We start from the raw sequence: 19,654 nt of genomic DNA, 5'->3' as shown, positions 1-19,654 counted from the left end.
TTTCTCGCCCCTGCAAATTACTCAGCAATTTTCGTAAATAACCACACCAAAAAAGAATCCACCAACCACAAAAATAAAGTTAGCACTGCCGTGAAGATCAAAACAAAGAATGTATTGCGCCAAGCCTCGTTTTTAGGCGGCCAAACAACCTTCTTAATCTCAACAACAGAATCCTTGATATACCGAATTAACCCAGGACCAGTATCACACCAGAAGAAAACAATTAGCCCAGAGAGTAACAACGAGACCCCTAAAATGGCACCTCGTACATATAGCGGCTGCTGAGACAGAAATGAAAAACCAATCGCCCCACCAATAACCAAAGCAGCTGCCAAAAATAATTTAGCCCCATTTCCTCTTCCAGTCTTACGTTGAGCACCCTGCCCCCGATTACGCAACTCCTGGTGAGCCTGCTTCAACGAAGCAACGGACATCTCTTTTACTTTCTGCTTACGATCACTCATTTGCAACCACCCCAAACTTCATAGTTCTTTATAAAACAGCATAAAACAAAAGACTAACCGGCAGGCCGGTTAGTCTTTCTTTTGGCAGGCCAGGAGGGTCTCGAACCCCCAACCCTCGGTTTTGGAGACCGATACTCTACCAATTGAGCTACTGGCCTCTAACCTTTAAGCGATCACGGAAGCCACCACACCGGCACCTACCGTACGGCCACCTTCGCGAATCGCAAAGCGCAGACCTTCTTCCATAGCAATCGGAGCAATCAGTTCTACGGTGATGGTTACGTTCTCACCAGGCATAACCATTTCTACACCAGGCTCCAGCTCTACAGCACCGGTTACGTCAGTAGTACGGAAGTAGAACTGTGGACGGTAGTTGGCAAAGAACGGGGTGTGACGACCACCTTCTTCTTTGCTCAATACGTATACTTCGGCTTTGAACTTGGTGTGCGGAGTGATGGTGCCGGGTTTAGCCAATACTTGACCACGCTCAACTTCTTCACGTTTGGTACCGCGCAGCAGTACGCCTACGTTGTCACCGGCCTGACCTTCGTCCAGCAGTTTGCGGAACATTTCCACGCCAGTACAGGTAGTTTTCTGAGTGGGCTTCAGACCAACGATTTCGATCTCTTCACCTACTTTGATGATGCCGCGCTCTACACGACCGGTTACTACGGTACCACGGCCGGAGATAGAGAATACGTCTTCGATCGGCAACAGGAAGGGTTTGTCTACAGCACGTTGAGGAGTGGGGATGTAGCTATCCAAAGCAGCAGCTAGTTCGAAGATTTTTTCTTTGTAACCGGCATCGCCTTCGAGGGCTTTGAGAGCGGAACCTTGTACGATCGGGCAGTCGTCACCAGGGAAGTCATAGCTGGAGAGCAGGTCGCGGATTTCCATCTCAACCAACTCAAGCAGCTCGGCATCATCTACCATGTCGCATTTGTTCATGAATACGAGGATGTAGGGTACACCTACCTGACGAGCCAACAGGATGTGTTCGCGAGTCTGAGGCATGGGGCCGTCAGCAGCGGATACCACCAGGATGGCACCGTCCATTTGGGCAGCACCGGTAATCATGTTTTTTACGTAGTCGGCGTGACCGGGGCAGTCTACGTGAGCGTAGTGGCGACCTTCGGTTTCGTATTCTACGTGGGCGGTGTTAATGGTAATACCGCGGGCTTTTTCTTCCGGGGCATTGTCAATCTGGTCATAAGCTTTAGCTTGACCGCCGAATTTTTCAGCCAGAATAGTGGTCAATGCTGCTGTCAGCGTGGTCTTACCATGGTCAACGTGACCGATGGTGCCAACGTTTACGTGCGGTTTGCTACGTTCAAATTTTTCCTTAGCCATGGCAATTTCCTATTAGCTTGAAGTAAACAAAGGGATAGAAATAGATGGTGCCCATGGGCAGATTTGAACTGCCGACCTCTCCCTTACCAAGGGAGTGCTCTACCCCTGAGCTACATGGGCCTTAAAAATTTATTGGAGCGGGTGAAGGGAATCGAACCCTCACCGTAAGCTTGGAAGGCTTCTGCTCTACCATTGAGCTACACCCGCCCTTGATGCCCCAACATAGTAATTGGTGGTGGGAGAAGGATTCGAACCTTCGAAGCTCTCGCAACAGATTTACAGTCTGCCCCCTTTGACCGCTCGGGAATCCCACCAAAAGAGAAAAGAAATATAGCGGCTTTCCTGACCAATCGTCAAGCAAAATTTATTCTTTTTTTCAGAACTAGCCGCAAGTCAATATTTTTAATTGAAATTAAATCCTACCCATTTTTCAACAAAATAATCTTTTCATACTTCTCTCGCAACTGCTCCTCAGTTTCTGGGTGTTCCTCATCAATCAAAATACAGTCTACTGGGCACACTTGCTGGCATTGCGGTTCATCGTAATGCCCAACACACTGCGTACACAGATCAGGATCGATCTCATAGATCTCCTCACCCTGCGAAATGGCATCATTTGGGCACTCTGGCTCACATACATCACAATTGATGCACTCATCTGTAATAAAAAGAGACATGTTTTCCTCTTAATATCTTCTAAGTTATCCAAAATTAAGGGGCGGGATTATAGCACAGACCAGCTTTCAGGTAGCCTCTCCCTTGGCAAAATATAAAATTTTCTTCTTTGATAACAATTATTAAAACAATCCAGCTTCATTTCTTCTTGAGCAGCGCATATTTACTTAATCCTGATTGCCCGGCATTCAACTCCAACAGATAATCAGGCCAAACAGGCAAGTCTCCTGCTTCAGCATATATATATGCACCACTATGCAAACGCTGCTCCAAGCACATAAAAAGCTCAACCCATCTCTGCCAAGCAAATGGTGGATCCAAAAACACCACATCAAATTGCTCTTGTGTTTTTTCTAAAAACACAAAAGAATCCATGGATTCAACCTTCATTCTTTCAGGTAGCCTCAATTCTTGTATTTGCTGTTGTAAACTTGCAGCAGTCCGCCGATTATTTTCTACCAACACAACCCGTTTCGCCCCTCGCGAGGCAGCCTCAAAACCCAAGGCTCCGCTACCAGCAAACAAATCCAACACCACTTGACCGGTTAAATCCTGTCCCAACCAGTTAAATAAACGCTCCCGCACACTATCTGCGGTTGGGCGCAAGCCTTCTGCATCAGCAAACCGAACTTTCCGCCCGCGCAGCTCCCCACCAATAATACGGATTTGATTTTTGTGTTTATTGTGCTTATTTTGTTTTTGCATACCTGCTCCACAAAAATGAGGAAAACTCATAGCTGCCTATTTCCATAGAATAGCTAAATGCCGCCCTTCCATATAGTATCAATTTACCCTACTAAGTAAGGCTCTTGGTCACAAAAAGCCGAACGGAGATTCCGTTCGGCTTTGATATTATCTGCAAGCAGATTACTGAACTTTGATTTCCACGTCCACACCGGCCGGCAAATCCAGCTTCATCAGTGCATCAGTGGTCTTGTCAGTCCAATCCACAATATCCATCAAGCGCAGATGAGTGCGGATTTCCAATTGTTCACGTGAAGTTTTATTCACGTGCGGAGAACGCAGGATATTGAAACGCTCGATTTTGGTCGGCAACGGAATCGGACCTTTTACCACAGCACCAGTGCGCTTGGCAGTTTCAACGATTTCCTGAGCAGAACGGTCAATCAGGCTGTAATCATAAGCTTTCAGACGGATACGGATTTTTTGATTTGCCATTTATTCGATATCCTTCTTAAGCGATCACGGAAGCCACCACACCGGCACCTACCGTACGGCCACCTTCGCGAATCGCAAAGCGCAGACCTTCTTCCATAGCAATCGGAGCAATCAGTTCTACGGTGATGGTTACGTTCTCACCAGGCATAACCATTTCTACACCAGGCTCCAGCTCTACAGCACCGGTTACGTCAGTAGTACGGAAGTAGAACTGTGGACGGTAGTTGGCAAAGAACGGGGTGTGACGACCACCTTCTTCTTTGCTCAATACGTATACTTCGGCTTTGAACTTGGTGTGCGGAGTGATGGTGCCGGGTTTAGCCAATACTTGACCACGCTCAACTTCTTCACGTTTGGTACCGCGCAGCAGTACGCCTACGTTGTCACCGGCCTGACCTTCGTCCAGCAGTTTGCGGAACATTTCCACGCCAGTACAGGTAGTTTTCTGAGTGGGCTTCAGACCAACGATTTCGATCTCTTCACCTACTTTGATGATGCCGCGCTCTACACGACCGGTTACTACGGTACCACGGCCGGAGATAGAGAATACGTCTTCGATCGGCAACAGGAAGGGTTTGTCTACAGCACGTTGAGGAGTGGGGATGTAGCTATCCAAAGCAGCAGCTAGTTCGAAGATTTTTTCTTTGTAACCGGCATCGCCTTCGAGGGCTTTGAGAGCGGAACCTTGTACGATCGGGCAGTCGTCACCAGGGAAGTCATAGCTGGAGAGCAGGTCGCGGATTTCCATCTCAACCAACTCAAGCAGCTCGGCATCATCTACCATGTCGCATTTGTTCATGAATACGAGGATGTAGGGTACACCTACCTGACGAGCCAACAGGATGTGTTCGCGAGTCTGAGGCATGGGGCCGTCAGCAGCGGATACCACCAGGATGGCACCGTCCATTTGGGCAGCACCGGTAATCATGTTTTTTACGTAGTCGGCGTGACCGGGGCAGTCTACGTGAGCGTAGTGGCGACCTTCGGTTTCGTATTCTACGTGGGCGGTGTTAATGGTAATACCGCGGGCTTTTTCTTCCGGGGCATTGTCAATCTGGTCATAAGCTTTAGCTTGACCGCCGAATTTTTCAGCCAGAATAGTGGTCAATGCTGCTGTCAGCGTGGTCTTACCATGGTCAACGTGACCGATGGTGCCAACGTTTACGTGCGGTTTGCTACGTTCAAATTTTTCCTTAGCCATGAGCTAATTCCTTTTCATATAAAGATCGATTAAAAGAACAAAGGCTACCTGAAAATTAGCTTCATCACCTGAAATAGTTTTCAGGTAGCCTGTAAACGGCTGCCCATCTCAAAGAACAGCCTAGATTGCAAAGTTAACCTTTGCGGTCTGCTACTACTTTTTCTGCCACATGAGCCGGAGCTTCTGCGTATTTCTTGAACTCCATGGTGTAGGTAGCGCGACCCTGGGTAGCGGAACGCAGGTCGGTTGAATAACCGAACATCTCAGCCAACGGCACTTCAGCACGTACTTTCTTACCGCCGATACCGTCGTCGTCCATACCCAATACGATGCCACGGCGACGGTTCAAGTCGCCCATTACATCGCCCATGTAGTCTTCCGGAGTTTCTACTTCCACAGCCATAATCGGCTCCAGCAGTACCGGAGAGGCTTTACGCATACCGTCTTTGAATGCCATAGAAGCGGCCAATTCAAACGCAATTTGCGAAGAGTCCACATCGTGGTAAGAACCGAAAGTCAGGCGGACGCGAACATCTACCACCGGATAACCGGCTACGATACCATTTTGCAGAGTGTCGCGGATACCTTTATCGACAGACGGGATGAATTCGCGCGGAATCACACCACCTTTAATTTCATCGATAAATTCATAGCCTGCACCACCCGGCTCCATCGGTTCCATTTTGATCACAACGTGACCATACTGACCTTTACCGCCAGACTGTTTAACGTGTTTAGCTTCGGATTCCACTTCTTTGCGGATGGTTTCGCGGTAGGCCACCTGCGGTGCACCCACATTAGCTTCCACACCGAACTCACGCTTCATGCGGTCCACGATAATTTCCAAGTGCAGCTCGCCCATACCGGAAATAATGGTTTGGCCAGATTCTTCATCAGTGCGCACACGGAAAGACGGGTCTTCTTTAGCCAAACGGTTCAGAGCGATACCCATTTTCTCTTGGTCGGCCTTAGTTTTCGGCTCAACGGCAATGTGGATTACCGGCTCGGGGAATTCCATGCGTTCTAAGATAATCGGGGCATTTTCTGCACACAGAGTTTCACCAGTGGTTACGTCTTTCAAACCAATAGCAGCAGCGATGTCGCCAGCACGTACCTCTTCAATCTCAGTACGATCAGCGGCAGTCATCTGCACCAAACGGCCGATACGCTCACGAGTGCCTTTAACAGAGTTCAGAACAGTGTCGCCAGATTTCACCACACCAGAGTAAACACGGATAAAGGTCAGTTGACCAACGTATTTATCATTCAGCATCTTGAAAGCCAAAGCGGAGAATTTCTCGTCATCACTGGCTTGGCGGCTGTCGGCTTCTTCAGTATCAGGGTTAACACCTTGAACTGGAGGAATGTCGGTCGGAGCAGGCAGCAGTTCAACCACGGCATCCAACATACGCTGAACACCTTTGTTTTTAAATGCAGAACCGCACAACATCGGCTGGATTTCACCGGCTAACGTACGCTGACGCAGCGCGCCAACGATTTCTTCTTCAGACAGCTCTTCACCACCCAAGTACTTGTCCATCAACTCTTCGCTGGCTTCGGCGGCGGCTTCGATCATATTCTGACGCCACTCTTCGGCAGTCGGAACCAAATCAGCCGGGATATCGTCATATTCGAAAGTTACGCCTTTGTCGGCTTCATTCCAAATAATGGCTTTCATCTTCAGCAAGTCCACTACGCCTTCGAATTTATCCTCGGCACCAACCGGAATCACGATTGGCACGGGATTGGCGCGCAGACGGGTTTTCATCTGCTCAACTACGCGGAAGAAGTTGGCACCTTGACGGTCCATTTTGTTTACAAATGCCAAGCGCGGAACTTGGTATTTATTGGCTTGGCGCCACACAGTTTCAGACTGAGGCTGAACACCACCTACCGCACAGTAAACCATTACTGCGCCGTCCAATACACGCATAGAACGCTCCACCTCTACGGTGAAGTCAACGTGTCCGGGGGTATCAATGATGTTGAAACGATGCTCAGGAAACTGCTTCGCCATACCAGACCAATAGGAAGTTACAGCAGCAGAGGTAATGGTAATACCACGCTCTTGCTCTTGTTCCATGTAGTCGGTAGTAGCGGCACCGTCATGCACTTCACCCAATTTATGGGTCAAGCCAGTGTAGAACAGGATACGTTCGGTAGTAGTGGTTTTACCCGCATCAATGTGGGCAGAAATACCGATATTACGGTACAAATTAATCGGGGTTTTACGAGCCATTTCAATCGCCTTTCAAAATTAGAAGCGGAAGTGAGAGAAGGCTTTGTTGGCTTCAGCCATGCGGTGTACTTCTTCACGTTTTTTCATGGCGCCGCCACGGCCTTCTGCGGCATCAATCAACTCACCGGCCAGGCGCAAATCCATGGATTTTTCGCCACGCTTGCGGGCTGCATCGCGCACCCAGCGCATTGCCAAGGCCAAACGGCGGGAAGGACGAACCTCAACAGGAACCTGGTAGTTAGCACCACCAACACGGCGGCTTTTCACTTCCACGATGGGTTTGGCATTGTCGATGGCTTCGTTAAACACTTCGATTGCCTCTTTGCCCTGTACTTTCTTGGCAATTTGCTCCAGAGCACCATACACGATGCGCTCGGCAACCGATTTTTTACCGTCAACCATCAAGACATTCATAAACTTGGTCAGTTCAACGCTGCCGAACTTCGGATCCGGCAATACGTCGCGCTTAGGGACTTCTCTACGTCTTGGCATTTCAATTTCCTTTAATCTATTCAGCTGGGATGATTCCCGCGAATGCCCATTGGGGAGCATTCACTTACTCGGCCGGCTTATATCAGCAATAACGGCCGACGTGCCTGTATTAAAAAATTATTTCGGGCGTTTAGCACCGTATTTGGAGCGTGCCTGTTTGCGGTCTTTCACGCCGGCAGTATCCAAAGAACCACGAACAGTGTGGTAGCGCACACCCGGCAAGTCTTTCACACGACCGCCGCGGATCAGCACCACGCTGTGCTCTTGCAAGTTGTGACCTTCACCGCCGATATATGAAATCACTTCAAACCCGTTGGTTAGGCGCACTTTGCACACTTTACGCAAAGCGGAGTTCGGTTTTTTCGGAGTAGTGGTGTACACACGGGTGCATACGCCGCGTTTTTGCGGGCAAGCTTCCAGTGCGGGCACCTTGTTTACGTACTCGGGCTTTTTGCGGCCCTTGCGTACTAACTGGTTAATAGTTGGCATATTTTCTCGTCCTGTTGAGTTAAATATTTGCCGACACCATGCCGGCAAGAGCGGAATTATAGTTCTTTTGCAAGCAGCGGGTCAATGGCAGCAGCGGAATATACCTTAGCTTTTCGTGGTTTACGGGTGGAGATGTTGTTTTCTGCACAGAAGCAGAGAGGCTCTCCGCATCAACCAGCCAAACAACGAGGCTACCTGAAACTGTCCTAGCCTGTTTTCAGGTAGCCTCTTAATAGCTATATATAAAGCATCTGCTTTTGGCTTGGCCGAGTCCCTGCCTCTAGCAACAAACCCGGCTACAGCTTTCAGGCACTTTACTTTATCGCATTGCGGATCACGCCCATGATGCTACGGGTGATGCTGCGGGTGATCTGCTTGTTCACCTGGCTGCCGAGCGAATCGGCCAAATCGTAGCCCAAGCCTTGGTTGGCACGTTTGCGGCTGCCGAATAGGCCGCCGAGGAAACCGTCCAGCACGCCGCCTTTGTTGCTTTCGGCTTTTTGGGCAGACGCGGTAGCGGCATTTTGTGCTTTGGCTTCGGCTTCTGCCTGAGCGGCGGCAGCCTGTTCCTGCTCCAGCTGCTGCAAGGCTTCGTAGGCGGAGAAGTTGTCCACCGCATCTTTGTAGTGGCGGTAAAGGATGTCGTTTTGGAAACGGCTGTCGCGTTCTGCGGCGGAAAGCGGGGCAAGCTGGGATTGCGGCGGCAAGATGAAGGCGCGCTCCACGATGCCGGGCATGCCTTTTTCATCAAGGAAAGACACCAGCGCCTCGCCCACGCCCAATTCGGTAATCGCCTGCGCCACATCCAAATTCGGATTGCTGCGGAAGGTTTCGGCGGCAGCACGCACGGCTTTTTGATCGCGCGGGGTAAAGGCGCGCAGGGCGTGCTGCACGCGGTTGCCGAGCTGGCCGAGCACGGAGTCGGGCAAATCGAGCGGGTTTTGGGTAACGAAATAAACGCCCACGCCTTTGGAACGGATCAGGCGCACCACTTGCTCGACTTGCTTGAGCAGGGTGTCGGCTGCGTTGTCGAACAGCAAATGAGCCTCGTCGAAGAACATAACGAATTTGGGTTTGTCCAAATCGCCGGCTTCGGGCAGGGTTTCAAACAGTTCGGCCAAAAACCACAGCAAGAACGCACTATAGAGGCGCGGCGAGCGCATCAGTTTTTCGGCATTCAGGATATTGATTACGCCCTGCCCGCCTTCGGTTTGCAGCCAGTCTTGCAGATTAAGCTCCGGCTCGCCAAAAAACACATCGCCGCCCTCGCTTTCCAACTGCAACAGCTGGCGCTGAATGGCGCCGACACTGGCGGCGGAAACATTGCCGTATTGAGTGCGGTATTCCTTGGCGTGCTCAGCCACGTATTGCAGCATGCCGCGCAGGTCTTTCAAATCGATCAGATGCCAGCCTTTGTCGTCGGCGGCTTTGAATACCAGGTTGAGCAGGCCTTCCTGCGTGTCGTTCAGCCCCATCAGGCGGGAGAGCAGCAGGGGACCCATTTCGGAAATGGTTACGCGCACGGGAATGCCGGTTTCGCCGTATACATCCCAAAAACGCACCGGGCAGCCTTTCAGGTAGCCTTCCGCATCCAGCCCGAATTGAGCCATGCGCTCGCCCACCTTGCCCTGCCCGTCGCCCGGGTTGGCGATGCCGGAGAGATCGCCCTTCACATCGCTCATAAACACGGGAATGCCTTGCGCGCTGAAGCCTTCGGCCATTTTACGCAGAGTAACGGTTTTGCCCGTGCCGGTGGCGCCGGCAATCAGGCCGTGGCGGTTGGCCATTTGGCCGAGCAAGCATAAATCGCGGCCTTCGGCCACGGTTTTGGCAATGTGGAATTCAGCCATTGCGCCTCTCCAACTGAAAATTGATAACGGGCGATATTGTAACGGAATTGCGGCGTTTGACGGCAAATTTGTTTGGCTGCGGAGAGAGCATGTTTTCAGGTAGCCTAATTGCCGATTTGAAAGAGGCCACCTGAAAATATAAGGCATCTCCAATACAGCCGCTGCCATCAACACCGTTTTCAGGTAGCCTCTTCCCGGCAAACAGCGCATAATACGCCCGTTTGCCAACCCGCCCGGAGCCACCCATGCCCAACCCACTCTACGGCCAGCACCTCATCTCCATTCCTGACCTGAGCAACGAACAGCTCGAATGCCTGCTGGATACCGCCCTGCGCCTCAAGCGCGAACCGCGCCGCAACTTACTTGAAGGCCGGCTCATCGGCTCCTGCTTCTTCGAGCCCTCCACCCGCACCCGCCTCTCCTTCGAAACCGCCGTACAGCGGCTCGGTGGTAAAGTTATCGGTTTTTCCGACGGCGCCAACACCAGCGCCAAAAAAGGTGAAACCTTGGCCGATACCGCCCGCATCATCTCCAGCTACACCGACGCCATCATCATCCGCCACCCCAAAGACGGCGCCGCCCGCGTGCTGGCCGAATTCTCCGCCGTGCCCGTCATCAACGCCGGCGACGGCACCAACCAGCACCCCAGCCAAACCCTGCTCGACCTCGTTACCATCCAAGAAACCCAAGGCCGGCTGGACAAGCTCGTTATCGCCATGGCCGGCGACCTCAAATACGGCCGCACCGTCCATTCCCTCGCCCAAGCCATGAAACGGCACCAAGCCGAATTCATCTTCGTCTCACCGCCCAGCCTCGCCATGCCCGACTACATCACCGAAGAGCTCGACGCAGCCGGCTGCCGCTACCAAATCCTGCCCAGCCTCGAAGAAGCCGCCCGCCACGCCGACATCCTCTACATGACCCGCGTGCAGCGCGAACGCTTCGACGAACAAGAATTCGCCAAAATCCAAGGTAAATTCAACCTCGAAGCCACCACCCTCGCCCAAGCCAAACCCAACCTGCGCGTACTGCACCCCCTGCCCCGCGTCGACGAAATCCATCCCAACGTGGATGGCACGGTTTATGCTTACTACTTTGAACAAGCAAAAAACGGTGTATTCGCACGCATGGCCATGCTGTCATTAGTGTTAAACGAAAGCGTATAACGTCAATATTTGTAACAGGCTACCTGAAAATGTCAGTTTTAATGTAGCCCAAGCAATTGTTCCCGCCTGCCGTGCATACACACTAATCTGCCCATTTGGGGAAGTTCCTACTTCCCCACTTCATCAGATTTTTCTAACAAAGGGATTGATCATGTATGCCAAAAAAGCTTTAGCCCTAGCATGTATAGCCGTGCTGGTGAGCGGTTGCAAAGAAGACGAAAAAAACCGCAATTATTCGATCGGTTTTGCCAACGGCGGCTACTCTCGGGATGCGAATATATCCGTTCCCAACGGACCACAGTCTGAAGCACAGCCTCAACCGCAGCCGCAACCTCAACCTCAGCCGCAACCCCAACCTCAGCCGCAACCCCAACCTCAGCCGCAACCCCAACCTCAGCCGCAACCCCAACCTCAGCCGCAACCCCAACCTCAGCCGCAACCCCAACCTCAGCCGCAACCGCCAATCACTGGCTGTCCGTCGGCCACGGATGCGTCAGGCAAATGGACCAGCGTCAAATGCTATGAGTTTAACAACGGTGAAACATCCGATATGGCGGCTAGACTCATACCCAATCACTTAGATAGCCACCTTTCCTACCTCCCAGGCAACATCGCGCTGGTGGAAAATAAATACATTCAAATCACCACCCGCCGACATTGCGTGGCTCGCCAAGGTGACCCGCTTACCGATCAAAACTTCACCACAGGCCCCTGCCCAGCCAACAAAGTTGCCCAATATTCAAGCGGCCGTTTGGAGTCTGGTCAAATTGTGGATGGTGGGAAACCGTTCCGTGCCGAAATCCGAGCCAAAATTAACTGGAACGGCTCAAGGGGCATGCGCACGGCACTATGGCTGCGCAATAGCGAAACCTTGCAAAATTGCGGCAGCAACCCTGCTGCCAACGACCCCTACGGTGAGCTCGATATTCTCGAGTGGTATTCCTCTGCACGGGCATATGCTTGGTCCTCAACACACGCCAGCTGTTTCTATAGTCACAAAAGAGGCACTTGGCGCACGCGCGTTTTCGCACACCGTTTGGAGCAACACATCAATCGGCAAGCTACCCCGCTAGATGGCGATTGGCATGTATGGGCAATCGAGTTTGACGGCCAGAAAGTGCGCTACTATCTAGACGGTAAGCTCATCCCCGTGTCCCACTACACAGTGGACGACAACACCACGGTGGACGTGATCGACCGCAACCGTACCGACGAATCAGGCGGCTACCCTTCCACCATGCCGGATGAAGACTTTGCAAAACTCAACGTTAACCGCCAAATGCTGGATCAGGTATTCAGAGCTAAAGGCCCTTGGTATTTCATTCTAAATGACTACGCGGAATGGGAAGACAAGCTAGATCCACCCCGCCCCACCGACCCATTCCCAGTTCAAACCACCTTGATCGACTACGTACGGCTGTATCAGAAAAACTAATCCAGCTCTTGCAGGCTACCTGAAATTTCAGGTAGCCTGTATTTCATCCCACCCTATCCGGAAACCCAAATGGACAACAAAAGACTCAGCGTTGAAGCCATCGAAAACGGCACCGTTATCGACCACATCCCAGCCGGCCTCGCCCTCACCATCCTGCGCCAATTCAAGCTACTGCACGAAGGCTGTGCTGTAACCGTCGGCTTCAACCTGCCCAGCAAACGGCACGGCCGCAAAGATATTATCAAAATCAACGGCATCAAACTCAATGAAGCCGCCGCCAACCGTCTCGCCCTGTTCGCCCCCGAAGCCACGGTAAATCTCATTGCCAACTTCAAAGTCGAACAAAAAATGCTGCTCAGGCTGCCCGAAACCATCAGCGAAGTCTTCCGATGCCCCAACCCCAACTGCGCCAGCCACAGCGAACCCGTTGCCAGCCGCTTCTACGTACGCCGCCTAGGCAACCAAACCCGACTCAAATGCCACTACTGCGAAAAAACCTACGACCGCCGCCTCGTAACCGAAGCCTGAAATGACAAACACAACAAAAGCTACCTGAATTTTTCAGGTAGCCCCCTATAGTAAACACCCTCATTCCCAGATATAATTTAACTAATTTATATACTTAACCTAACAAGGAGAACTGCCATGAGTTCTGACGAACGCTACCTCCCCCCGCAAAGTGAAGACCTTGGCTCACGTACCAGCCAAGCAGCCCCTGCCTTGTGGAACCCGAACGCAGCTGCCTGCTGGTCACTGCTGTTTTCCCCTATTTTCGGCGCTGCGCTGCATATGTTCAACGCCCGCGCCATGGGCGATGCCGAACTGGAAAAGCTGAATAAGGGCTTTATGTGGGGCACGCTGGCCGTACTGGTGATCGCGATCCTCCTCGCTATTTTCTCCGGAATAAAGGCCAACTTTGTCGGCATTGCTGCACTCGGTGCCTGGTATGGCGCAGTAGGGCGCAAGCAAGTGGCCTTAGTGAAAGAACGATATGGCTCAAACTATCCACGTCGTTCATGGGGCAAGCCCATATTATTCGGTGTCCTCGGCATCGTCGCATTGTATGTTTGTATCTTTATCTTGCTTTTTATTGTCTCTTAACGAGACCTAAATCAAACCATCCCCCCTTTCAGGTAGCCTTAGGCTACCTGAAATTTTGCACTTAACCACCGGAAAATCTTTTATGCCCCCATCCCTCACTTGGCACACCTTCCCCACTCCCGCTGCCCAAGCTGCCGCACTGGCCGAAGCCGTAGCCAACTGCCTGCGTGATTGCCTGCACACACAAGGCCATGCCGTGCTGGCCGTATCCGGCGGCCGCTCGCCCATAGCGTTTTTTGAAGCCCTGGAGCAACAAAAACTGGATTGGCCGCACATCACCATCACCCTGGTGGACGAGCGGCTCGTGCCGCCACAGCACGCCGACAGCAACGCCGCGCTGGTGCGTCGCCATCTGCTGCAACACACCGCCGCAGCCGCCCGATTCCTGCCGCTGGTGAGCGAACAAACCGATGTGTCCGACCCTGCCGCCGCCCTGGCCGAAGCCGAGGCTGCCTTTCCCACGCCCGACATCGCCGTGCTCGGCATGGGTGCCGACGGCCACACCGCCTCGCTGTTCCCGCAAGCCCCGCAGCTGGCCGCGACCGTGTCGCCCGAATGCTGCAGCAAACTGGTGCACACCAGCCCGATTACCGCCGCACACGAACGCATCGGCATGAGCCTGAACGCACTCGCCGCCGTGCCGCAGCTATTTTTATCGATTCAGGGCGCAGACAAACGCTCCGTGCTGGAACAGGCCGCTGTCACGCCCTCGAGCGAACGCCCCATCAGCCTGCTGCTGCATCGGGCGAATGTGCATTGCCAAGTGTATTACGCCGACTGAAACAGTAGACCTGGTAACAAGCCTTCCTACTCGGCTGTAGCATATTAAAAGGCTACCTGAAAGTTTTGCAGGTAGCCTTTTGATTGGCGATCCTATGGTTGCAAGCCATACAAAGCAGAAAGCCGGTAGCCGATCTCAACCCAACCCTTTGCCATACCAAGCATCACCCAAATACAGTACCAAAATAGTTAAAACACCATAACTATCAAACATTACAGTCACTCTGCCGTTTTTCAGATAGCCTCTGCTCTTTGTAAAAAACAATCAATAGCCTTTGACAATTTTTAACTGCTATCCTAATATTTGCTCGAGGCCTGTTGGCGGACAACAGGCCTGCATTTAATTGTTTCTTTATTTTCCATAGGGATAAAGCCATGATAGAAGTGAACAGCTACTACACCCTGATTGCAGCCACCATGGTGCTGCTATTGGGTAAACTGATGGTTAGCAAAATCAAGTTTTTGCGGGATTTCAACATTCCCGAGCCGGTGGCGGGCGGCCTAGTGGCGGCTATCTGCCTATTTAGCCTGCATGCGGCCACGGGCATCGGCTTCCAGTTTCAGAAACCGCTGCAAGACGCATTTATGCTGATTTTCTTTACCTCCATCGGCCTGAGCGCGGATTTCTCCCGTCTGAAAGCCGGCGGTATTCCGCTGGTGGTGTTCACCGCCATCGTGGGCGCATTTATCTTTGTGCAAAACATTATCGGCGTGGGCTTGGCCAGCGTGTTCGGTCTGCACCCGATGACCGGCCTGATTACCGGCTCCATCACCCTCACCGGCGGCCACGGTACGGCAGCCGGCTGGGCGCCCGACTTAATCAAATACGGCGTGCCTGCTGCAGCTGAATTGGGCATGGCCTCAGCCACCTTCGGCCTGGTGGCCGGCGGCATCATCGGCGGCCCGGTGGCTCGCCGCCTCATCAACAAAATGGGGCGCAAACCCTTGGATTCCGCAACCGTTGAAGCCGACCACCTGCGCTCTGCCGACGACGATCCGGATTACAGCACCGACGATATGTTTGAGCGTGCTGAGCAAACCCGCCTGATTACCGCCACTTCGGCCATCGAAACCCTGGCCATGTTTGCCGCCTGCCTATCATTTGCCGAAATTATGGACGGTATCGACAAACAATACCTGTTCGACCTGCCCAAATTCGTATGGGCGCTGTTTGGCGGCGTGGTGTTGCGCAACGTATTGGTGAGTGCGTTTAAATTCAATATGTTCGACCGCGCTATCGACGTGTTCGGCAACGCCTCGCTCTCACTCTTCCTGGCCATGGCTCTGCTGAACCTTCAACTGTGGCAGCTGACCGGTTTGGCAGGCCAAGTGACCGTCATCCTGCTGGTTCAAACCGTGGTGATGATTCTGTATGCCACCTACGTTACCTATGTGTTTATGAACCGCGACTACGACGCTGCCGTGCTGGCCGCCGGTCACTGCGGTTTCGGCCTCGGTGCCACCCCCACCGCCGTAGCCAATATGCAGTCCATCACCGAGCGCTTCGGCCCTTCGCACAAGGCCTTCCTGATTGTGCCGCTGGTGGGCGCGTTCTTCGTGGACATCATCAACGCGCTGATTTTGTCCGGCTTCGTGAACTTCCTGAAATAGCCCGCCCCGGCATGAGCAAACGGCATCCGATTGGCGATGCCGTTTTTGTTCGCCAATTATCAGAGAACGCCAAAAAGGCTACCTGAAAATGTAGAGCCCAAACCAATTTTCAGGTAGCCTTACAGCCAACCCATTCCCTAACCACAAGGATACCTGCCATGACCACACTCCCCACCATTCCCGCCAGCCAAACCGTATTCGCCATGTCGCCCGACAACGCCCCCGTGCTGCGCGCCGCATCCGGCAGCCGCGTGCGTTTTGAAACCTGCGACTGCTTCACCGACCAAATCCAAACCCCCGCCGACACCTTCGACAATCTCGACTGGAACCGCATCAATCCCGCCACCGGCCCCCTGTTTGTGGAAGGCGCCGAGCCGGGCGACACCCTGTGCGTACACATCCGCCGCATCGAATTGGGCAAACAGGCCGTGCTCGCCACCCTACCCGGCGCAGGCGTAGCCGGCAACCGGCTGGAACGCAGGCGCATTGACATCGTGCCGGTGGAAGACAACCATGTTGTCTTGTTCGGCAAAGTGCGCCTGCCGCTCAACCCAATGATCGGCGTGATCGGCACCGCACCCGCCGAAGGCGCCATCAGCTGCGGCACGCCCGATGCACACGGCGGCAATATGGACACCAAAATCATCGCCGAAGGCACCACGCTGCTCCTGCCGGTAAACGTGCCCGGCGCGCTGCTGGCCATGGGCGATTTGCACGCCGGCATGGGCGACGGCGAGGTAGGCATTTCCGGCCTGGAAATCAAAGGCGCGGTGGAAGTGGACGTGAGCGTCATCAAAGGCCGCCCCTATCCCCTGCCGCTGGCCGTAACTGCCGACTGCTGCTACACCATCGCCTCCAGTCCCGATCTAGACCAAGCCGCGGAAACCGCCACCCTGATGGCCACAGACCTGCTCACCGCCCACGTGTGGGGAGGTGGTTATTTTTGCACTGGGATGACCGGAGGCAAAAAACGGCGGAGAACTTTATCAGGTGCGGATTTGAGCGAAGCTGGTGCGAGAAAAAACTTGCACCAGCTTTTGCTTTAGTTTGATAAAAAATGCGTTATCTTTTGCACCAGAATGAGCGGGGATTAAGCACCTTTTAAAAGGGTTTTAAAAGGTTTTAAACCTGACGGCCGAACCACTCCACGCGGCCAACAATCTCGACATCGGCATCCGGCTCGGCTACATCCAGCTCGAAAGGCTCATATATCTCATTGGCAGATTTGAGCAGGAGCTTGCTGCCGGGCATGATTTGCGTATATTTAACGACCAGCTCGCCGCCGATGCGGACAACAAACAAACCATTGCCGGGCTTACGCTTGGCGTGATTAACCAAGATATTGTCGTTGTTGCACAGCACTGGCTCCATCGAATCGCCACGCACTTTGATTACCGATAAGTCTTTGGGGTCGGCATTTAAATAGTGTTCAATCCAAAAACGGCGGAAGGCCATCGGGAACAAAGGCTCCTCATTGCCCACCGGGAAGCCGTTGCCGGCAGAAGCCCGGACGTTGTAGCGGGGAATAAAGACGAATTCGCTCAAATCCACGGGATTACCGAGCGTATCCCGCACCCCCGGGGCAGTCTGGATACTTTGGGCGATCCATTTTGCATTATAGCCCGCGACAGGCTCGTGCAACTCTTGGTTACCGCCTGCCGCCGCTTCTTTGGGGAATGGTACACCTTCCCCTGTCATCAACCAATTCCAATCGCACCCTTTCAATTTTTGAATTGAAACAAGGGTTTCAGCTTTTGGAATGGTGTCTTTTTCAAAAATCCTTAATACGCCGCTAATAGACCAATTTAAATCTCTTGCGATTTGTGCTGGCTTGGCATCGCCCCATAGGAATTGGAGGCGCTCTTTAAAGCTACTCATAGCAAATCCAACTCTTTTGTTTAGCTATCCACCGACTAAACAAAAGACTAAACAAATAAAGTAGTTTTTTGTTTAGTAAATTTTCAAATATTTATCAAACGATTAGTAAAATAACTGAACAAACGTAGAAAAAATACAAAACAAACGATTGCAAACGCCGCATTTGTTTAGTAATATGCCAGCACGTTAAACGAAAGCGCATAACATTTAAGCTAAACGAATGGAGTGAATAGCAATGCAAAAAAATACAGCAGACTGGCATCGCGCGGATGTGGTTGCTGCGCTCAAAAAGGCAGGATGGTCAGTGCGAGCCTTATCAGTAGCCAGTGGGTTGGGGCCTGACACTTTACGAAACGCTCTTTACTGCCCGTTTTACCCGAAGGGCGAAAAAATCATCGCAGACGCTTTGGGTATGAAACCGGAAGATATTTGGCCACAACGGCATGCGGCTCGAAACTTCCGACCAACGCTACGAAAAGTAGCGAATGCCTGAATTGTAGGTTAATTAAGCAAAAAAATCACGCATTTAAATTCCCACGCAGCAAATTTTTACCATGAGAACCATCAGACGACAGGCGAAAGCCACTTCACTAGACCATGCGATTGAGCTGGCCAAGCGCCATGCCAAGGAGCGGCGGCTGCCCTCCAAAGTAATGGCTGACTTGATGGGGGTGGAGCTTAAAACCTATTACCGCTGGTTGTTGGATGACGGGTGCGGCCTACAAATCGCTGCTGCCCTATATCCGGCGCGACTGGCAGGCGCTGCGGCCGAATGATGTGTGGATCGGCGACGGCCACAGCTTTAAAGCCAAGGTGCAGCACCCGATTCACGGCCAGCCGTTTAAACCCGAAGTAACCGTGATTATCGACGGCTGCACACGCATGGTGGTGGGGTTTAGCTTTTCCCTCGCCGAGAGCTGTGTGGCGGTGGCAGATGCGCTGCGTATCGGCATCAAGCACAACGGCGTGCCGTTGATGTACTACTCCGACAACGGCGGCGGCCAAACCGGCAAAACCATCGATCATGAAATCACCGGCTTAACCGCGCGGCTGGGTATCCACCACGAAACCGGCCTGCCGGGCAACCCGCAGGGGCGCGGCATCATCGAAAGATGGTGGCAAGACAACCTGATCCGGCTGGCCGCGCAATACGAAACCTTTACCGGCTCCAGCATGGATCGGAGCACGCAAAACCTGCTCTACCGCAAGATGGACAGCGCGTTTAACGCATGGCGGCAGGGCAAGGAATTGACACCCGAACAGCAGCGCTACAAGGCCAAGCTACCGAGCTGGCAGCAGTTTATGGCGGATGTGATGCAGTGTATTGCCGATTACAACAACCGGCCGCACAGCGAGCTGCCGAAAAACGCCGAAGGTGTGCATTACACCCCGCTGCAATACCGCGACTTGCGGATGCAGCAGGAAAACCTCGCCCCCGACCTGCTGGCCGAAGCGGAGCTGGACGTGCTGTTTAGGCCGCAGGAAGTGCGCAAGGCGGCACGCGGGCAGATTGAGCTGTTTGGCAATGTGTATTTTTCGACCGAATTGGCCGAGCTGCACGGCGAAGACGTGCGGGTGGCTTTCCGCTCCGAAAAATGCCGATGAGGCCAGGCGGCAGCTGGCGGAAGAGGTGGCGGGCTGGCTCTACGGCCTGCCAGACTTTGAGGCGCTGCTGTTTGACCTGTTGGATGCGCTCGGCCACGGCTTCGCCGCGGTGGAAATCAGCTGGCAGCAGGTGGACGGC

General features: G+C 52.8%; 22 protein-coding genes, 4 tRNA genes and 2 pseudogenes. 12 read left to right on the top strand and 16 right to left on the bottom strand.

Annotated features, from left to right (window positions below):
• Nucleotides 1-17: 17 nt before the first annotated feature.
• From secE to CKV94_RS05650, 15 genes are all read right to left on the bottom strand, one after another.
• Nucleotides 18-464 carry a preprotein translocase subunit SecE gene (gene secE / locus CKV94_RS05720; protein WP_003823687.1) on the bottom strand — a complete coding sequence of 149 codons (447 nt, stop codon included), beginning with the start codon at nt 462-464 and terminating at the stop codon, nt 18-20.
• An 82-nt stretch (nt 465-546) separates the two neighbouring features.
• Nucleotides 547-622 (bottom strand) — tRNA-Trp (locus CKV94_RS05715).
• A gap of 7 nt (nt 623-629) precedes the next feature.
• Nucleotides 630-1,814: an elongation factor Tu gene (tuf, locus tag CKV94_RS05710; protein ID WP_003825050.1), complete on the bottom strand. Its 1,185-nt coding sequence runs from the start codon at nt 1,812-1,814 to the stop codon at nt 630-632.
• 45 nt (nt 1,815-1,859) lie between these two features.
• Nucleotides 1,860-1,934 (bottom strand) — tRNA-Thr (locus CKV94_RS05705).
• A 13-nt stretch (nt 1,935-1,947) separates the two neighbouring features.
• Nucleotides 1,948-2,021 (bottom strand) — tRNA-Gly (locus CKV94_RS05700).
• Nucleotides 2,022-2,044: 23 nt separating this feature from the next.
• A tRNA-Tyr gene (locus CKV94_RS05695) sits at nt 2,045-2,128 on the bottom strand.
• 105 nt (nt 2,129-2,233) lie between these two features.
• Nucleotides 2,234-2,491: a YfhL family 4Fe-4S dicluster ferredoxin gene (locus CKV94_RS05690; RefSeq protein WP_003823685.1), complete on the bottom strand. Its 258-nt coding sequence runs from the start codon at nt 2,489-2,491 to the stop codon at nt 2,234-2,236.
• A gap of 136 nt (nt 2,492-2,627) precedes the next feature.
• Nucleotides 2,628-3,194, bottom strand: coding sequence for a 16S rRNA (guanine(966)-N(2))-methyltransferase RsmD (gene rsmD / locus CKV94_RS05685; RefSeq protein ID WP_003823684.1), 567 nt, complete (start codon nt 3,192-3,194; stop codon nt 2,628-2,630).
• A 162-nt stretch (nt 3,195-3,356) separates the two neighbouring features.
• The gene (rpsJ, locus tag CKV94_RS05680) at nt 3,357-3,668 is read right to left on the bottom strand and encodes a 30S ribosomal protein S10 (RefSeq protein ID WP_002642322.1); all 312 of its coding nucleotides are present in this window, start codon (nt 3,666-3,668) and stop codon (nt 3,357-3,359) included.
• A 16-nt stretch (nt 3,669-3,684) separates the two neighbouring features.
• On the bottom strand, nt 3,685-4,869 hold the full coding sequence (gene tuf, locus CKV94_RS05675; protein ID WP_003825050.1) for an elongation factor Tu: 1,185 nt from the start codon (nt 4,867-4,869) through the stop codon (nt 3,685-3,687).
• 133 nt (nt 4,870-5,002) lie between these two features.
• Nucleotides 5,003-7,108, bottom strand: a complete 2,106-nt coding sequence (gene fusA / locus CKV94_RS05670; protein ID WP_003824686.1) for an elongation factor G — start codon at nt 7,106-7,108, stop codon at nt 5,003-5,005.
• An 18-nt stretch (nt 7,109-7,126) separates the two neighbouring features.
• Nucleotides 7,127-7,600, bottom strand: a complete 474-nt coding sequence (gene rpsG / locus CKV94_RS05665; RefSeq protein ID WP_023887596.1) for a 30S ribosomal protein S7 — start codon at nt 7,598-7,600, stop codon at nt 7,127-7,129.
• Nucleotides 7,601-7,717: 117 nt separating this feature from the next.
• Nucleotides 7,718-8,089, bottom strand: coding sequence for a 30S ribosomal protein S12 (rpsL, locus tag CKV94_RS05660; protein ID WP_003824684.1), 372 nt, complete (start codon nt 8,087-8,089; stop codon nt 7,718-7,720).
• Between the two features lie 314 nt (nt 8,090-8,403).
• Nucleotides 8,404-9,939, bottom strand: coding sequence for a helicase HerA-like domain-containing protein (locus tag CKV94_RS05655; protein ID WP_003824682.1), 1,536 nt, complete (start codon nt 9,937-9,939; stop codon nt 8,404-8,406).
• Nucleotides 9,932-10,186 carry a hypothetical protein gene (locus tag CKV94_RS05650; RefSeq protein ID WP_003824681.1) on the bottom strand — a complete coding sequence of 85 codons (255 nt, stop codon included), beginning with the start codon at nt 10,184-10,186 and terminating at the stop codon, nt 9,932-9,934. Before CKV94_RS05650 ends, CKV94_RS05655 begins: the two co-directional genes overlap by 8 nt.
• Here CKV94_RS05650 and pyrB point away from each other — a divergent pair.
• The 8 genes from pyrB to CKV94_RS05615 all read left to right on the top strand — a co-directional run bounded on the left by pyrB (nt 10,185) and on the right by CKV94_RS05615 (nt 17,078).
• Complete coding sequence (gene pyrB, locus CKV94_RS05645; RefSeq protein ID WP_003824679.1) at nt 10,185-11,105, top strand: aspartate carbamoyltransferase; 921 nt, start codon at nt 10,185-10,187, stop codon at nt 11,103-11,105. The genes CKV94_RS05650 and pyrB overlap by 2 nt on opposite strands.
• A gap of 269 nt (nt 11,106-11,374) precedes the next feature.
• The gene (locus tag CKV94_RS11360) at nt 11,375-11,686 is read left to right on the top strand and encodes a hypothetical protein (protein WP_197696252.1); all 312 of its coding nucleotides are present in this window, start codon (nt 11,375-11,377) and stop codon (nt 11,684-11,686) included.
• Nucleotides 11,656-12,540, top strand: a complete 885-nt coding sequence (locus CKV94_RS05640; RefSeq protein ID WP_003824677.1) for a glycoside hydrolase family 16 protein — start codon at nt 11,656-11,658, stop codon at nt 12,538-12,540. Before CKV94_RS11360 ends, CKV94_RS05640 begins: the two co-directional genes overlap by 31 nt.
• A 69-nt stretch (nt 12,541-12,609) precedes the next feature.
• Nucleotides 12,610-13,068, top strand: coding sequence for an aspartate carbamoyltransferase regulatory subunit (gene pyrI, locus CKV94_RS05635; protein ID WP_003824676.1), 459 nt, complete (start codon nt 12,610-12,612; stop codon nt 13,066-13,068).
• A gap of 117 nt (nt 13,069-13,185) precedes the next feature.
• Nucleotides 13,186-13,641: a hypothetical protein gene (locus CKV94_RS05630; RefSeq protein WP_003824675.1), complete on the top strand. Its 456-nt coding sequence runs from the start codon at nt 13,186-13,188 to the stop codon at nt 13,639-13,641.
• A gap of 82 nt (nt 13,642-13,723) precedes the next feature.
• Nucleotides 13,724-14,422 carry a 6-phosphogluconolactonase gene (gene pgl, locus CKV94_RS05625; RefSeq protein WP_003824674.1) on the top strand — a complete coding sequence of 233 codons (699 nt, stop codon included), beginning with the start codon at nt 13,724-13,726 and terminating at the stop codon, nt 14,420-14,422.
• 374 nt (nt 14,423-14,796) lie between these two features.
• Complete coding sequence (gene gltS / locus CKV94_RS05620; protein WP_003824671.1) at nt 14,797-16,032, top strand: sodium/glutamate symporter; 1,236 nt, start codon at nt 14,797-14,799, stop codon at nt 16,030-16,032.
• Between the two features lie 158 nt (nt 16,033-16,190).
• Nucleotides 16,191-17,078: an acetamidase/formamidase family protein gene (locus CKV94_RS05615; protein WP_003824670.1), complete on the top strand. Its 888-nt coding sequence runs from the start codon at nt 16,191-16,193 to the stop codon at nt 17,076-17,078.
• Nucleotides 17,079-17,154: 76 nt separating this feature from the next.
• On the opposite strand, the gene CKV94_RS05610 is transcribed toward CKV94_RS05615, so the two are convergent.
• A complete protein-coding gene (locus CKV94_RS05610; protein WP_003824669.1) occupies nt 17,155-17,910 on the bottom strand; it encodes a S24 family peptidase in 756 nt (251 codons plus the stop codon).
• Nucleotides 17,911-18,145: 235 nt separating this feature from the next.
• Here CKV94_RS05610 and CKV94_RS05605 point away from each other — a divergent pair, with 235 nt between their 5' ends.
• The 4 genes and pseudogenes from CKV94_RS05605 to CKV94_RS05590 all read left to right on the top strand — a co-directional run.
• The gene (locus CKV94_RS05605; RefSeq protein ID WP_080543258.1) at nt 18,146-18,403 is read left to right on the top strand and encodes a helix-turn-helix domain-containing protein; all 258 of its coding nucleotides are present in this window, start codon (nt 18,146-18,148) and stop codon (nt 18,401-18,403) included.
• A 61-nt stretch (nt 18,404-18,464) separates the two neighbouring features.
• The gene (locus CKV94_RS11300; RefSeq protein ID WP_003824668.1) at nt 18,465-18,686 is read left to right on the top strand and encodes a hypothetical protein; all 222 of its coding nucleotides are present in this window, start codon (nt 18,465-18,467) and stop codon (nt 18,684-18,686) included.
• Nucleotides 18,619-19,494: pseudogene (locus CKV94_RS05595) on the top strand (DDE-type integrase/transposase/recombinase); the annotation flags it as partial. The gene CKV94_RS11300 and the pseudogene CKV94_RS05595, both read left to right, overlap by 68 nt.
• Nucleotides 19,436-19,651: pseudogene (locus CKV94_RS05590) on the top strand (phage portal protein family protein); the annotation flags it as partial. The pseudogenes CKV94_RS05595 and CKV94_RS05590, both read left to right, overlap by 59 nt.
• Between the last annotated feature and the right edge of the window lie 3 nt (nt 19,652-19,654).

The organism is Eikenella corrodens (assembly GCF_900187105.1).
GTDB lineage: Bacteria > Pseudomonadota > Gammaproteobacteria > Burkholderiales > Neisseriaceae > Eikenella > Eikenella corrodens.
Note: the sequence above shows the minus strand (reverse complement) of the source record. Positions and strands in the feature narration are given on the sequence as shown.

Bases quoted from the DNA above. Each gene is read 5' to 3' on its own strand.
- secE (WP_003823687.1), bottom strand. From the start codon at position 464: ATGAGTGATCGTAAGCAGAAAGTAAAAGAGATGTCCGTTGCTTCGTTG.
- tuf (WP_003825050.1), bottom strand. From the start codon at position 1,814: ATGGCTAAGGAAAAATTTGAACGTAGCAAACCGCACGTAAACGTTGGC.
- CKV94_RS05690 (WP_003823685.1), bottom strand. From the start codon at position 2,491: ATGTCTCTTTTTATTACAGATGAGTGCATCAATTGTGATGTATGTGAG.
- rsmD (WP_003823684.1), bottom strand. From the start codon at position 3,194: ATGCAAAAACAAAATAAGCACAATAAACACAAAAATCAAATCCGTATT.
- rpsJ (WP_002642322.1), bottom strand. From the start codon at position 3,668: ATGGCAAATCAAAAAATCCGTATCCGTCTGAAAGCTTATGATTACAGC.
- tuf (WP_003825050.1), bottom strand. From the start codon at position 4,869: ATGGCTAAGGAAAAATTTGAACGTAGCAAACCGCACGTAAACGTTGGC.
- fusA (WP_003824686.1), bottom strand. From the start codon at position 7,108: ATGGCTCGTAAAACCCCGATTAATTTGTACCGTAATATCGGTATTTCT.
- rpsG (WP_023887596.1), bottom strand. From the start codon at position 7,600: ATGCCAAGACGTAGAGAAGTCCCTAAGCGCGACGTATTGCCGGATCCG.
- rpsL (WP_003824684.1), bottom strand. From the start codon at position 8,089: ATGCCAACTATTAACCAGTTAGTACGCAAGGGCCGCAAAAAGCCCGAG.
- CKV94_RS05655 (WP_003824682.1), bottom strand. From the start codon at position 9,939: ATGGCTGAATTCCACATTGCCAAAACCGTGGCCGAAGGCCGCGATTTA.
- pyrB (WP_003824679.1), top strand. From the start codon at position 10,185: ATGCCCAACCCACTCTACGGCCAGCACCTCATCTCCATTCCTGACCTG.
- CKV94_RS05650 (WP_003824681.1), bottom strand. From the start codon at position 10,186: ATGGGTGGCTCCGGGCGGGTTGGCAAACGGGCGTATTATGCGCTGTTT.
- CKV94_RS11360 (WP_197696252.1), top strand. From the start codon at position 11,375: ATGCGAATATATCCGTTCCCAACGGACCACAGTCTGAAGCACAGCCTC.
- CKV94_RS05640 (WP_003824677.1), top strand. From the start codon at position 11,656: ATGGCGGCTAGACTCATACCCAATCACTTAGATAGCCACCTTTCCTAC.
- pyrI (WP_003824676.1), top strand. From the start codon at position 12,610: ATGGACAACAAAAGACTCAGCGTTGAAGCCATCGAAAACGGCACCGTT.
- CKV94_RS05630 (WP_003824675.1), top strand. From the start codon at position 13,186: ATGAGTTCTGACGAACGCTACCTCCCCCCGCAAAGTGAAGACCTTGGC.
- pgl (WP_003824674.1), top strand. From the start codon at position 13,724: ATGCCCCCATCCCTCACTTGGCACACCTTCCCCACTCCCGCTGCCCAA.
- gltS (WP_003824671.1), top strand. From the start codon at position 14,797: ATGATAGAAGTGAACAGCTACTACACCCTGATTGCAGCCACCATGGTG.
- CKV94_RS05615 (WP_003824670.1), top strand. From the start codon at position 16,191: ATGACCACACTCCCCACCATTCCCGCCAGCCAAACCGTATTCGCCATG.
- CKV94_RS05610 (WP_003824669.1), bottom strand. From the start codon at position 17,910: ATGAGTAGCTTTAAAGAGCGCCTCCAATTCCTATGGGGCGATGCCAAG.
- CKV94_RS05605 (WP_080543258.1), top strand. From the start codon at position 18,146: ATGCAAAAAAATACAGCAGACTGGCATCGCGCGGATGTGGTTGCTGCG.
- CKV94_RS11300 (WP_003824668.1), top strand. From the start codon at position 18,465: ATGAGAACCATCAGACGACAGGCGAAAGCCACTTCACTAGACCATGCG.